Below are 13,400 nucleotides of genomic sequence, written 5' to 3' on the forward strand. Positions count from 1 at the left end.
AGCTTAAAGCCTCATTTATATAAGTAACCTTTCAATTAATCTCAACTATTTTTAGATTATTACCTACTGTTTCCTATTTTTGCTTAACAATTAAAATTCACCATATATATGAACCTTCACGAATATCAAGGAAAAGAGATATTAGCAAGTTTTGGGGTGCGCATCCAAAGAGGAATAGTTGCCCATAATGCAAAAGAGGCTGTTGAGGCTGCAAAGCAATTGACTGCTGAAACCGGAACTGGATGGCACGTTATTAAAGCACAAGTACACGCAGGTGGTCGTGGTAAAGGTGGTGGTGTAAAATTAGCCAAAAACCTTAAAGAGGTAGAAGAGATAGCAAACCAGATCATTGGTATGAACTTGATTACTCCGCAAACTTCTGCAGAAGGTAAAAAAGTACATCAAGTATTGGTTGCTGAAGATGTCTATTACCCAGGCGAGAGTGAAACTAGCGAGTTCTATATGTCAGTTTTATTAAATAGAGCTACTGGTAAGAATATGATTATGTATTCTACCGAAGGAGGTATGGATATTGAAGAGGTTGCAGAAAGTACTCCACATTTAATATTTACAGAGGAAATTGATCCAGCAACGGGTCTTTTAGGATTTCAAGCAAGGAAAATTGCTTTTAACCTAGGTTTGTCCGGTACTGCTTTCAAGGAAATGACAAAATTTGTTGCTTCTTTATATAAGGCATATGTTGAAAGTGATTCTAGCATGTTCGAGATCAATCCAGTATTAAAGACATCGGATGATTTGATCATGGCTGTTGATGCTAAAGTTTCTATTGATGATAACGCTCTATACCGTAGAAAGCAATATGCGGAAATGCGCGATCTTAGAGAAGAGAATCCTATTGAAGTAGAAGCAAGAGAAGTAGGACTAAACTATGTTGACCTTGACGGTAATGTTGGTTGTATGGTAAACGGTGCAGGTCTTGCGATGGCTACAATGGATTTGATTAAAATGGCAGGTGGAGAGCCGGCTAACTTTTTAGATGTTGGTGGTACTGCTGATGCTAAAAGAGTGGAAGAAGCTTTTAGAATTATTTTAAAAGATCCTAATGTAAAAGCAATTCTTATCAACATATTTGGTGGTATCGTTCGTTGTGATCGTGTGGCTCAAGGTGTTGTAGATGCATACAAGAATATGGGTGATGCCATGCAAGTGCCAATTATTGTAAGATTACAAGGTACAAATGCTGAATTGGCAAAAGAAATTATTGATAACTCAGGGTTGGCGGTAGAATCTGCTGTACAATTCCAAGAAGCTGCAGATAAGGTAAAAGCTGTATTGGCTTAAAGTAACTTATTTATAAGTTTCAAAAGACCATTCAAAATGAATGGTCTTTTTTTTTGTTTCAAGTTTTGTAGATGAACTACTGCTTTTATACTTATTGTCTTTACAGTTTTAATTTATTGTAATCAATAAAGGACTAAATCTGTAGTTTAGGTTATTGGAATGAAATAATAGTTAAGACTCTAATTACTTGTTTTTTCATTGGTTTGAATTTCTAATTTTGGGGTGTAATTATGAAATTAGTATTAAAGAGATGTTAAAAGTGGGTTTAATTGTAACATTATCATTTTATCATCGTCTTTTTAGTAATTCATCATCAATCAATTATTAATCAAGCTTCAGGAAATCTGAAGTAAAAAACAAAAAGTCATGAGAAAATTAAGTTTAGTAGTCGTAGCTGCAATGCTACTTGCAACAGGTAATGTATTAGCTAATGATGTAGTAAATGAAAACCCTACAAAAAAATTATCTGTACAGATTTCAGAAATGCTATCGGAAAACGATTTTTCTGTTGAGCATGACGATTTAACAGCCCAGGTTCGATTTACATTGAATGCAGACGGGGAAATCGTTGTGTTATCTGTACATACAGAATTTGACAAAATGGAAGGTTTTGTCAAAGCTAGATTAAACTATCAAAAAGTTAATTTGGCAAATGTAGAGGAAGGTAAAGTATACACTATTCCTGTGCGTATTCAGGCATAACCTTTAGGGGTATTGCTTTAAAAAGATCTTGATATACAGAGGTGTATCAAGATCTTTTTTTGTTTTTATATTTTACATTGCTAATTGCGGTATCTACCTTTTTCATTTGCTTGGATTTGAAATCCCTTTTCTCGGTATTCTTTGTAGCAGGTTTTGATGTTGCGGTCGCCATACCTAGTAAAACCTCACCAGGAATCTTAGGGTTGTCTTTAGTGCCACGTAAATGAATAACCAATCCATTTAAAAAATTACGTAACACTTGATCGCCACACTCCATGTAATTAGGGTGATCTTCTTTTCTAAAGAAAGCACCTAATTCGCTTTTAGAAATTTTAAAGTCTACTAGTTGTAAAATTTCAACAATATCGTCATCTCTGAATTTTAAGGCAACTCTTAGTTTTTTAAAAATATCATTATTTGTCATACTGCAAATTTAAGGACTGCAAGTTATCATAAAATTGTGACCTGATATATACTTATGTTGTTATTCGTATGATAGTGGGTGGAAAAGTGTCAATTGAACAGCCAACAAAGTTGGTGCCTTTGTTTAAATTATCAGGTTTATTTATAAAGTTATATGGTATATGAGTGAGGCTTATACTTTTACTCTAAAATTTGAGTTATAGTATTAATATATAATTTATTAAGTATTCGTATGCCTACTGAGAAAGAGAAGCTTAGTATATTGTCAGAAATGATTTCATTCGCTAAAGTGAACAATGAAATTAAGGAATCTGAATATGATTTCTTGTTTTCGGTAGCGCAACAATTGAATGTTACTAAGAAAACGTTTGACAAGCTCTTTACTACGAATGTGGAGCATGTTATACCCAAATCTCAATCAGATAGGCTTCTGCAGTTTCATAGGTTGGTATTATTAATGAATGTTGATAATAAGCAAGATGATGAAGAGGTGAACAAGATTTATGATATTGGTTTGAAAATGGGATTGCCGCCAGGGGCAATTCAACAAGTTTTGACCATAATGCATAAGTATCCTAATAAGGTTGTGCCACCTGAGATTTTGATTGCTATTTTTAAATCACACTACAATTAGGACCAAGAGAAGTAATCTGCTTCTAATTGTTCAAGATCTCTCTTGTTCATGATGTTAGTTATGGCGTCTTGTCTTAATTGATCAATTTCTGCCTCAATTATTTTCAATTGATCAGAATGTACTACATGTAGTTTTAACGTTTTTAGTTTATGCATTAATTTTCGCATGACCGTAATATCATGTTTGCAGTACTGACGATAAGTAGCCATTACATTAAATAGTATTTCTGAAAATTCTGGACAGTTCAAACTTACCCAATTAACACCGTTTTTGTCTGTTAGAAATTCATGGTCTTTTTTTAGTAACAAATCAATAAATAATGAGGAAAGGTAGTCTATGGTATTCAAAGCGGTGCCAGGATCATTAATACCTGGTGACATGGCTTTAATGCCTATTTCTGAAATTTGTCTAAAACCATAAATGAAATTTTCACCAATAAGTTCTGTATGGCTGAACAGTAAAGTTTTTTCAATTTTTTTCTTTAGTTCGTCTTCAACCGGTTTTTCTGTTAAGAAACCTACGGTTCCATCTATTATAAACTGCCCTTTATGTAGTGAAATCATTGCTTTTAAGTTATTCTCTTTACAAAGCTCAATTAGGTCATCTTTAAGTATTCCGTAAAAGTATCCTCTCTGGGTAATTTTATGTTTTTCCCAATTATCGGTGCTTGGAAAATCTTGATTTTTATCTTCTTGATTTTCTATAATGATCGCTAACTCTTTTTTAGTTCTAGAATGAATTGCAGTTAGTATGTTTCCTACTTGTATGGCTTGGGAAATATGGTGAATAAAATAAATGAAGGCGGCTAAACACAGAACTGTAAGTATAATACCGATAAGTACAGAGAACCCTGGTGTTTGGTATTCATTTTCGGTGGGTTCAATGGAAATCAAAATAAAAATATTGTAAAGAATGGTGCCAATATAAAGTCCCAGCACGACTTGATGTTTTTGATCAGAGATTATACCTGGTAGCACTCTTGGCGAGAAATTGCTTGAAGCTTGATTGAGTAGTACCATTACCATGGAAAAACTAAAAACGGTTAGAGATATTAAACCGCCAATTAAAGTACTTAAAATCGTTTTTGCGGTATCTGTGTCATCAATAACCAAAAAGGGAGCAACATCAATTAGAAAAGAAGAAATATTGATGGATTCCAAATAAATCAACAGAAATGCCAAAGCAAGACCGCCTAAGGCTATTAAAGAAGGGTAGAAGGCAATTTTAGAGCGTATTTGTTTAAAAATATTCAGTAGTCTGTCCATGATCAAAAATATGTCATAAAGCTAGTTTAAACGGTATTTAAAACTAGACTGATTTGAAGAAATTACAGACTCCTTTACTTGAATAATGCCAAAATGTCATTATTAATATTGTAAAATAAGACAAAATGACAGTATTTTGTTGTTGGTATGTATTTTGTCTATTACTAAGAGAATTTAAAAATCAATTAATTTAAAAAAATATAGTTATGAGTTTAGTAAAAAGAAATGACGTTTTGTTCCCAGCTTTTATGAATGAAATATTTAAGCCAGATTGGTTTGGAGGTATAGAGAATAATAGAAATTCTGTACCTGCCGTAAATATCAAGGAGAACGAGAAGGAGTATTATTTGGAGCTTTTTGTACCCGGTAGAAGTAAAGAAGATTTTACCATTGAAATTGATGAAGCTGTGTTGACCATTTCTTCTGAAATTAAAAAAGAGAATGAAGAGGTGAATGATAATTATACTAGAAAAGAATTTAGTATTTCATCTTTCAAAAGATCGTTTACATTACCAGATACAATTGCAACCGATAAGATCGATGCAAATTACGAAGGGGGAATTTTAAAATTCAATCTTCCTAAAAAAGAAGAGGCTTTACCAAAGCCAAAAAGAATGATCGAATTAAAATAGTTTTTTAGGTTGGTTTGAGTTGTTTAGTTAAGTGCTTTGAGAAATCAAAGCACTTTTTTTATACGCTCTATTCATAAAATTATTTAAAATTTTGGGCTATAAATTCAGTGATTGATTTGTTGGAGTTTTTATTTTTTGTAACATACAGATTATCTCATATGAGGTTTTTTGAACATCAAATTTACCTTCTCTTTTTAAACTGTAAATGTTGTTTCCAACATCTTAATTTTTTTTAAAATTTTATGTTGATAGGGTAGGCAATTAGTTTGAATGTTAAACTGTATTTTTAAGAAGTGGTTTTTGGAATTAGATACATATTTAATGTCGAATCTTTAGTTTTTGGAAAGCGAAGAATGGTTGAATTTAAAGTTTGAAAACTAAACATAAAATCGTAATATTAACACTTGGAATTACGAGACAAAGTCGTCTTGTTAAAGGCGAAATCAAAATTTATATTCTTGAAGTTAAGCTCCCTGGAGAGAGATTGAAAATTTGTTGAAATTTGACCCTAATTTACCTTTCATAGTCAAAAATAACTGTTTTAGACTTGTCTAAAAATATTATTTATAAATTTGTTTTCCAGTAATTTATATTCTTTTAATTAAAGTGTTGGTATTAGTTTTTTGAATTTTGCTTAAAACAAGTTTTTTCTGACTTATTCTTGGTCTTGTAGGGACTTTATTTCATCTCTTAACCTTGCTGCTTGCATAAAATCAAGCTCTTTTGCAGCTTTTTCCATCGCCTTTCTTTTGTCCTTGATCAACTTTTCAATTTGCTCTTTTGTTAGATAATCCATATCAGGTTCGGCTGCTCTTAACTCCTCTTTTATGAAGTGATAAGTAGACACGGAATTTTTAGATAGCACATTGTCCAAGCTTTTATTTAATGCTTTTGGAGTTACGTTATTATCGGTGTTGTATTTGATCTGTTTTTCTCTACGATAAGCTGTCTCGTCAATAGTTTTTTGCATGCTTTCCGTTATCTTATCTGCGTACATGATTGCCTTGCCATTTAGGTTTCTTGCAGCTCTACCAACAGTCTGTGTTAACGATCGGTTACTTCTTAGGAATCCTTCTTTATCGGCATCCAATATTAAGACCAAAGATACCTCTGGTAAGTCTAGTCCTTCACGTAATAAATTCACGCCGATCAGTACATCAAAAATACCTTTTCGTAAATCTTGCATGATTTCAACACGTTCTAAAGTGTCAACATCACTATGAATATATCTACATCTAATGTTAATTCTATCTAGGTATTTTGCTAATTCTTCTGCCATTCTTTTGGTCAATGTTGTAACCAAAGTCCGTTCGTCTTTTTCTACCCGTACCTGTATCTCTTCAACTAAATCATCGATCTGGTTTAAACTAGGTCTTACTTCTATAATAGGATCTAAAAGTCCGGTTGGTCTAATTACTTGTTCTACATAAACACCTTGACTCAATTGCAATTCGTAATCCGCCGGAGTTGCACTCACATACAATACCTGATTTTGCAATGCTTCAAATTCTTCAAATTTTAATGGTCTGTTATCCATTGCGGCGGGTAAGCGAAAGCCATATTCCACTAAATTGACTTTTCGTGAACGGTCACCACCATACATGGCATGTACTTGCGGTATGGTCACATGGCTTTCATCGATCACCATTAAATAATCATCTGGAAAGTAATCTAATAAACAGAAGGGTCTTGTACCGGGTTCCCTACCATCTAAATATCTTGAATAATTCTCTATACCTGAACAATAACCCAATTCACGAATCATTTCTAAATCAAAATTGGTTCGCTCTTCAAGTCTTTTAGCTTCTAAGGGTTTTGCAATGTCCTTGAAATATTCTATTTGCTTAACTAGGTCATCCTGTATGTTATGAATGGCATTCTGTAACACATCTTTAGAGGTTACGAACATGTTAGCAGGGTATATGTTCAAATTTTCATAAACTTCGATAATGGTATTGTTAAACGGATCAAACGCTTCGATCTCCTCTATCTCATCCCCAAAGAAATGTATTCTAAAAGCGTGATCGGCATAACTAGGGAAAACATCTACTACATCTCCTTTTACCCTAAAGTTTCCATTTTTAAAATCTGCCATAGTTCTTGAGTAAAGAGATTGCACCAATTGGTGCATTAACTTAGTTCTAGCTATTACTTGATCTTTTTTAATGGAAATAACGTTTTTCTGAAATTCAATGGGATTACCAATACCGTATAGACAGGATACGGATGCGATAACGATAACATCTCTTCTGCCAGATAATAAGGATGATGTAGCGCTTAAACGTAACTTTTCTATGTCCTCGTTTATAGACAGATCCTTTTCAATATATACACCACTAGTGGGTATATATGCTTCTGGTTGGTAGTAATCATAATAGGACACAAAATACTCCACGGCATTATCAGGAAAAAACTGCTTAAATTCAGAATAAAGCTGTGCGGCCAAGGTTTTATTGTGAGCCAATAGAAGAGTTGGTTTCTGAACGTTTTCAATAACGTTGGCTACAGTAAAGGTTTTACCTGACCCTGTAACACCTAATAAAGTCTGGTATTTTTCCTTTTCATTTATGCCCTTTACTAATTCTTTTATGGCATTTGGCTGGTCACCAGTGGGTTTGAACTCTGATACTACTTTGAATTTCATGCTATAAAATTACGAAAGAAGTATGATTAAAAAGGGTTCAATAAAAAGAATCGTTGCGCCTATCGTTTCAAACTAAAATGACCCTTAACCTCCTTATTTGAAATCGTTACCGCTTTAAACCAATAATCAGATTCGGGTAGTGGTCTACCGTTGAAAATACCGTTCCAACCCTTTGTGTCCGGTGATAATTGTGCCAAAAGTGAACCGAATCTATCATAAATAAAAATCACCGAAATATTGCTTTCTCCTGTTTCTATAGGTGGTATAAATCTCCAAATATCGTTTACACCGTCTCCATTAGGAGTAAAGAATTTTGGAAAACCATTAACGGTTAAATCTTGCTCTACCAGCCATTCCACTGTTCCGCAACCTTCTTTATCACGCACATAGACAGTGTGATTTTGAAGTGATATGTTGTTGAATCTATTGCTATCTTGATAGGGTCCGTTTTCATTGTCCAAGGCAAATTCATAATTACCTGGTGTAGTGGTATTGATTATGTAGTTTAGTGAGTTGGCGCCTATGTCAACAGATACGTCTTCTATTTTAGGAGCTTCTGATATGGTGACTTCAAACATTTTAGAAGTGGAACATTCAAACGTACTGCCGGAATCTTCTAATACTACATAAGCTTCATAAATATACTTTCCTTCGGTATCAATGAATACTTCTGAGCTTGAGGATAATAGAGATTCGTTTCCTCTTTCATCCAATTGGTACCATCTATAACCATCCGCTTCATCAGTTGCGGTAATTCTGTTTAATTCATTTCCATCACAAATAGAAATTGTATCTGGAAATGTTAACTGGGGGTTTAAAACGATTAAATCTCCGCTTATTGGATCAAAATAGGGACCGCAACCCAATATAGTGGAGAACGTTTCTTGACTACATCCAATGGCTTCACCTGCATCATTAAAGGGAATAATAGAAATAAAAAATGTGCGATTAGGCTCTAGGTCAATAATTACGGTCGAATTTTTAAATAGTATGGCATTCTCCAAAATATTGGTCTCAAAGGGCGATGTGCCTATAGATACTCTGTAACCCGTTGCATTTGGTACTGGGTTCCATTCCAGAAATTTGTCTAAAGGTACATTGGTTTCCCCGTCAAAGGGAGTGATCATACTTGTGCATTGGGGTAATATAGCTGCCTCAGCTGTCGTAAAAAATATCGTATTGCAACCCGTTGCCATTCCTATGCTATTGTAAGGTATTATGTTTACAAAAATATTAGCTTCTGAAGGTAAGTCTGTGGGCGGATTATAAGAAAGATTGTTGCCCATATCCAAATTGTTGAGAATCTCACTACCGTTCAAAGTAGTTCCAATAGATAAAATATAACCGAAAGCGCCTGAGGCTGGGCTCCATGAAATATTGGTGCTTGTATTTATATTGTTGGCATTGTTTGAAGGCAATGTGGATGGTACACAATCTGGTACTTCGGTTAAAGCTGCCGTGGTAAAACTTTGGATATCACAAACAATATTTGGTTGGTTAAAAAAGAATAATGTGATGGTTACGAATATTTCGGTATTCTCCGGTAGCCCGGTGGGTGGACTAAAGCTGGTAGATGTTCCTACATTTCTTTCGTTTACAATGTCATTGCCACCAGCGGTTGTTCCAAGTGAAATAATATACCCGGGTACACCGGTTACAGATTCCCAAGTTATAGGCGAATTAACAGGAACTGAGATCGCTCCATCTGTAGGGTTTAACAATAAGGGACATTCTTGTGCAATTGATTTTAAACTGGTGAAAAATAAAGCTACAAAAAGTATGGGCAAAGCCAATAGCTGGGGTAATCGTATGTCCCATATTTCTTTCATAGCATTTTTGTAAACAATACAATATACTATAAAATGAAAATTTATGGTTGGTTATCCTTGTTAAATAGGACCATGTGTTGCATCTGGTAGATGAATTAAATTAGAGGTCGCGCCTTTTTAATATTTTGTATGAGCCGTAAATGAAAATAGCAGTCCAAAATAATACTATGATGACTTCGTACCAATGAACGTGATAGTTCAAAGCTAATTTTTCTCCCATTTGATTAGCTACTGATTGTACTGCGCCTAACCTGGAAAATGGTTCTTTAATGAGATTGAACATGGATTGTAGCGGAAACAAATTCATAATGGAATCTGTGGTTTCCCCGTCAAAAAACTTCCAACGTAAGATGCCTCTAAATATACCTTCAAAAACTTGCCAAAGGATCAAAAAACCTAAAGCAAATGCGGATCGTTTAACCAATACTCCTAAAAAAAGACAGAAGGAAAAGAAACCCGTTAGTTTTACAAAAAATGCCAATAGAAACTCTAAATCGGTAAAAATGATAGATAATTCATTGAAATCTGAATAAAACAATCCTAAAATGAGCGAAACTATAAACACGAATATTGTGGATACTAAGGAAAATGTAATTACGGTCAAAAATTTAGAAAGTATAAACTCTCTTTTTGAGAGTCCGTCTATTAGGTTCTGTTTTATCGTTTTATTGCTGTATTCATTAGACATCATTGAAACGATCACTATGGCCAAGAACAATTTAAAGAACGCGGTTATAAATGTGTTGAAATGCCATATATAGGGAAAGTTGAATATCCCTTGGTCTGCCAAATGAAATTTTATGGGACCTATATCAAATTTAATTGCCGCTACCAAAGCGATTGATGTTAATAAAGCGAAGTAAGAAATGATCAGCACTTTGCTAGCCCTGTTATTCCACAATTTTATAAATTCTATTTGAAGTAATCGTATCATTTGCAAGGGGTATTAAGCGTTATCATTTTTGGTTAGTGCCAAGAATTGCTCTTCTAGACTTTCTTTTCTTTTCACTAGGTGTGAAGCAATTATGCCATTGTCAAAAAGAAGTTTGTTTAAAGTTTGGGCATCTAACTCAGAAGTTAAAAAAGCTGTGACCAGACCATTTTCTTCTTTTATGTTACCAAAATGTTCATTGTTGTTCAAGTAGGCAAAGAGCTTATCCGTATCTGAAGATTTAAGTTCAAAAAAGCCAAAACTTGCATGTAAACTGTCTACTCTGCCAGAATACAATTTTTCTCCTTTTCTTAAAATAACTACATGAGAGCAAACTTTTTCAACTTCGTCCAATAAATGCGATGCCAATAGTATAGTTGTGCCCTTTGCTGCGATAGTCTTAATAATCTCCCTGATTTGATGAATTCCTTGTGGATCTAGTCCATTGGTAGGTTCATCTAGGATTAAGATTTCAGGATCGTTCAGTAGGGCAGAGGCAATGGCTAAACGTTGCTTCATCCCCAGGGAATATGTTTTGAACTTGCTATTTTTTCTATCCAGTAAACCAACAAGTTCAAGCTTTTCTTCAATTTTATCTTCAGGTACTTCTTTAATTTTACAAACCAATTTCAAGTTTTGTAAAGCGGTCATGTAAGGGTAGAAATTTGGACGCTCAATAATAGCTCCAACTTTTTTCAAGGCTTCATGTGTAGAAGTGCCCCCGCCGAACCAAGCAAAATCTCCACTTGATTTATTGACGACATTTAAAACGATGCCCAATGTAGTGGATTTTCCGCTGCCGTTGGGACCTAGAATACCGTAGACATTTCCTTTTTCAATTGTGAACGAAAGATCTTTTACCGCAGTTAGATACCCAAATTTTTTAGTAAGATGATTGACTGATAGAATAGTACTCACGTCAAGTGTTTTTTGATTGATTATGCTTACTTGACGACTTACTTGACAGTTTGTTACAAAAAATATTACATTCTTGTTGCTCGGAAGGTAATTCTGCGGTTGGTGATTACTGTGGTAGGTGTTTTGAAATTGACCGTTACACTTTCAGAAGGGTCGTCTGTTGTTATGTTGCTATCCGTTTGGTCCTGAGAATTACTAATATTATTTGTGTAAGTAGCCGTTGAAGTATTTACATCCGGTAGCGTAACTCGTGTAACCAATGTTAAAGTTTCAAGATCCCCACTGGACATATTACCAATAGACCAATTAGGATATGAAAAACTTCCTTTTGAAATGGAAGATGATACAAGGGTTATACCATCTGGTAATAGATCGGTTATGACTACATTGGAAATTGGATTTACCCCTAGACTTTCTACAGTAATTGTAAAAGTAACTTCGTCGCCATCATTGACAATATTGGTGTCCGCGACTTTTTTGATAACTACATCAGGTAAACAATAATATGCTGCTATAGGTTGAGAATCATAAGTACAACCACCCTTTGTAACTCTAACAAAATAATCGCCAGCCTCGGTCGGGTTATAACTTGAAAATACTGCGCCGGGCACAATAGTTCCATTTTGATACCATTGATAGGCATCAAAATTGGCATCTACCACACTAATGATAGCTCCTGGCAAACATCCGCCACCTTCCACTTCAAGGTCGACTTCGGGTACGGTATCAAATCCGGAGAAATAACCGGCAATACCTCTTGCACCACTAAATCCAATAAACCCTACAGCGATCGGTCCGGTGGACTCTACAGTAACATCTCCTGTTAGCCCCGCTACAAAATAAGTTTTCCACAAAGTTGTACCGGCTACTGCAGAAGATGCAGGTAATGTAACAGGTCCATTTTCATCAGTAACTGTTATGTTTTCATCTGGGGTGGTGGTAGAGGCTATTATGGTTACACCACCGCTCATAGTTACCCCGGCAGCATCTTCAATATGCGTTATATTATCCACAGCATCCGGTAACAAACAGTTTACTGGGGCAATGAAGTTTAGTCCTTGTGTGTAAATGGCACTTGCACCTGCCATTAATTGATAAGCATAAGCATCTTTAGAAGTAGTTACGTACATGTTACCCCCAGCAGAAGACACCGAATAATTACTTTCGGGAATTTCAAAATAATCACCATTATTGATAGTGGCTATTGGGGTGGTGTTTCCGTTTACATAAATATTTGTTCCATTTTGCGTACCTATGATAATGGGTATTTCCGTTTCGCTAGTTCCGTTTCCTCTTATAAAAACATATTCTTTACCAATTTTATTTTGTGGTACGGGTTGGTCTATCGCAGCATCTCTACCTGAGTAACCGACCCTAGCACCGGTATTTAGACCCCCGTTACTGATAACTATAGGTTTGTTTGAAATTACATCTGCTCCTAACCAACCATCTGCATTTGCAGGGGTTTCACCTACATATGCCTCAAATACAAAAGATTCATTAGCATCTAAAGTTATAGTGTAAGAGTCTGCAGTTATTCCATCTCGATCGTTCCCCAGTCTAAATTCACAGTCTGGATCATACCCTGAAAGTGTTACGGTGGTGCCATCTTCTGTAGCCATAATTCCCAAAGTGTTGGTTAAGCTATTTTGAGAACCTTTATTAGGTGTACCTCCCCATTTGAAATGAGTACCCATTGCTTGCCGGCCCTTACTGGTTAGAGATGTAGCTTGAGATCCCGATCGACCTCTGTAGTTGGCATAAAATTTTTCTCCACCTGGAGCTTCTAACCTAAGACCTGCATTGGTTAGTACAACACCGGTGCTATCATTGACCATTAAGGTTATATTATTATCACCATTGGCTAATGTTATTTCTTGAGGTGTGGTTTTTGATAAGGTCGCCGTACTAAAAAGGGCAGTAGATGTACCTTGATAAATATTTACTGTAAATGCCGTTGTTTCAGGAGTTGATAAATAGATTTTTTGTTGTGTAACGGCTTGGTTGTTTCCTCCTTGTTTTAATGGGGGTAAATAGTGAAGATCACTTAACTGGGAAAACCCGGTAAAGGAAACCATTATAAAAATTATAAATAAAAGTAATTTTTGCCTCATTATATT

11 protein-coding genes are annotated in these 13,400 nt (G+C 35.0%); 4 read left to right on the plus strand and 7 right to left on the minus strand.

The annotated features are described in order from the left end of the window. Positions 1-108 precede the first annotated feature (108 nt). The gene (sucC, locus tag B2Z27_RS08460) at positions 109-1,302 is read left to right on the plus strand and encodes an ADP-forming succinate--CoA ligase subunit beta (protein ID WP_071341591.1); all 1,194 of its coding nucleotides are present in this window, start codon (positions 109-111) and stop codon (positions 1,300-1,302) included. 366 nt (positions 1,303-1,668) lie between these two features. Continuing rightward, positions 1,669-2,004 (plus strand): hypothetical protein, encoded by a 336-nt coding sequence (locus tag B2Z27_RS08465; protein ID WP_286813343.1) that lies wholly within the window; start codon positions 1,669-1,671, stop codon positions 2,002-2,004. Between the two features lie 46 nt (positions 2,005-2,050). Here B2Z27_RS08465 and B2Z27_RS08470 read toward each other — a convergent pair whose 3' ends face one another. Further along, on the minus strand, positions 2,051-2,428 hold the full coding sequence (locus B2Z27_RS08470) for a DUF1456 family protein (RefSeq protein ID WP_058103537.1): 378 nt from the start codon (positions 2,426-2,428) through the stop codon (positions 2,051-2,053). Positions 2,429-2,659: 231 nt separating this feature from the next. On the opposite strand from B2Z27_RS08470, the gene B2Z27_RS08475 reads away from it, so the two are divergent. Beyond that, positions 2,660-3,061 (plus strand): TerB family tellurite resistance protein, encoded by a 402-nt coding sequence (locus B2Z27_RS08475; protein WP_286813344.1) that lies wholly within the window; start codon positions 2,660-2,662, stop codon positions 3,059-3,061. On the opposite strand, the gene B2Z27_RS08480 is transcribed toward B2Z27_RS08475, so the two are convergent. Next, complete coding sequence (locus tag B2Z27_RS08480; protein ID WP_286813345.1) at positions 3,058-4,326, minus strand: DUF2254 domain-containing protein; 1,269 nt, start codon at positions 4,324-4,326, stop codon at positions 3,058-3,060. The two genes, B2Z27_RS08475 and B2Z27_RS08480, sit on opposite strands and share 4 nt — an antisense overlap. 206 nt (positions 4,327-4,532) lie before the next feature. Here B2Z27_RS08480 and B2Z27_RS08485 point away from each other — a divergent pair, with 206 nt between their 5' ends. Beyond that, positions 4,533-4,958, plus strand: coding sequence for an Hsp20/alpha crystallin family protein (locus tag B2Z27_RS08485; RefSeq protein ID WP_058103534.1), 426 nt, complete (start codon positions 4,533-4,535; stop codon positions 4,956-4,958). Positions 4,959-5,613: 655 nt separating this feature from the next. On the opposite strand, the gene uvrB is transcribed toward B2Z27_RS08485, so the two are convergent. From uvrB to B2Z27_RS08510, 5 genes are all read right to left on the minus strand, one after another. Then, entirely contained in the window at positions 5,614-7,602 is a 1,989-nt protein-coding gene (uvrB, locus tag B2Z27_RS08490; protein ID WP_286813346.1) for an excinuclease ABC subunit UvrB, read from the minus strand. Positions 7,603-7,661: 59 nt separating this feature from the next. Continuing rightward, positions 7,662-9,431: a T9SS type B sorting domain-containing protein gene (locus tag B2Z27_RS08495; protein WP_286813347.1), complete on the minus strand. Its 1,770-nt coding sequence runs from the start codon at positions 9,429-9,431 to the stop codon at positions 7,662-7,664. A gap of 100 nt (positions 9,432-9,531) precedes the next feature. Next, positions 9,532-10,365, minus strand: a complete 834-nt coding sequence (locus B2Z27_RS08500) for an ABC transporter permease (protein ID WP_058103531.1) — start codon at positions 10,363-10,365, stop codon at positions 9,532-9,534. 12 nt (positions 10,366-10,377) lie between these two features. Then, entirely contained in the window at positions 10,378-11,280 is a 903-nt protein-coding gene (locus B2Z27_RS08505; protein ID WP_286813348.1) for an ABC transporter ATP-binding protein, read from the minus strand. A 65-nt stretch (positions 11,281-11,345) separates the two neighbouring features. Further along, positions 11,346-13,394, minus strand: coding sequence for a DUF11 domain-containing protein (locus tag B2Z27_RS08510; protein ID WP_099189093.1), 2,049 nt, complete (start codon positions 13,392-13,394; stop codon positions 11,346-11,348). Positions 13,395-13,400: the final 6 nt, after the last annotated feature.

Origin of the sequence: Maribacter sp. UBA3344, from assembly GCF_002362375.1 — a bacterium.
Taxonomy (GTDB): Bacteria; Bacteroidota; Bacteroidia; order Flavobacteriales; family Flavobacteriaceae; genus Maribacter; species Maribacter dokdonensis.

Bases quoted from the DNA above. Each gene is read 5' to 3' on its own strand.
- sucC (WP_071341591.1), top strand. From the start codon at position 109: ATGAACCTTCACGAATATCAAGGAAAAGAGATATTAGCAAGTTTTGGG.
- B2Z27_RS08465 (WP_286813343.1), top strand. From the start codon at position 1,669: ATGAGAAAATTAAGTTTAGTAGTCGTAGCTGCAATGCTACTTGCAACA.
- B2Z27_RS08470 (WP_058103537.1), bottom strand. From the start codon at position 2,428: ATGACAAATAATGATATTTTTAAAAAACTAAGAGTTGCCTTAAAATTC.
- B2Z27_RS08475 (WP_286813344.1), top strand. From the start codon at position 2,660: ATGCCTACTGAGAAAGAGAAGCTTAGTATATTGTCAGAAATGATTTCA.
- B2Z27_RS08480 (WP_286813345.1), bottom strand. From the start codon at position 4,326: ATGGACAGACTACTGAATATTTTTAAACAAATACGCTCTAAAATTGCC.
- B2Z27_RS08485 (WP_058103534.1), top strand. From the start codon at position 4,533: ATGAGTTTAGTAAAAAGAAATGACGTTTTGTTCCCAGCTTTTATGAAT.
- uvrB (WP_286813346.1), bottom strand. From the start codon at position 7,602: ATGAAATTCAAAGTAGTATCAGAGTTCAAACCCACTGGTGACCAGCCA.
- B2Z27_RS08495 (WP_286813347.1), bottom strand. From the start codon at position 9,431: ATGAAAGAAATATGGGACATACGATTACCCCAGCTATTGGCTTTGCCC.
- B2Z27_RS08500 (WP_058103531.1), bottom strand. From the start codon at position 10,365: ATGATACGATTACTTCAAATAGAATTTATAAAATTGTGGAATAACAGG.
- B2Z27_RS08510 (WP_099189093.1), bottom strand. From the start codon at position 13,394: ATGAGGCAAAAATTACTTTTATTTATAATTTTTATAATGGTTTCCTTT.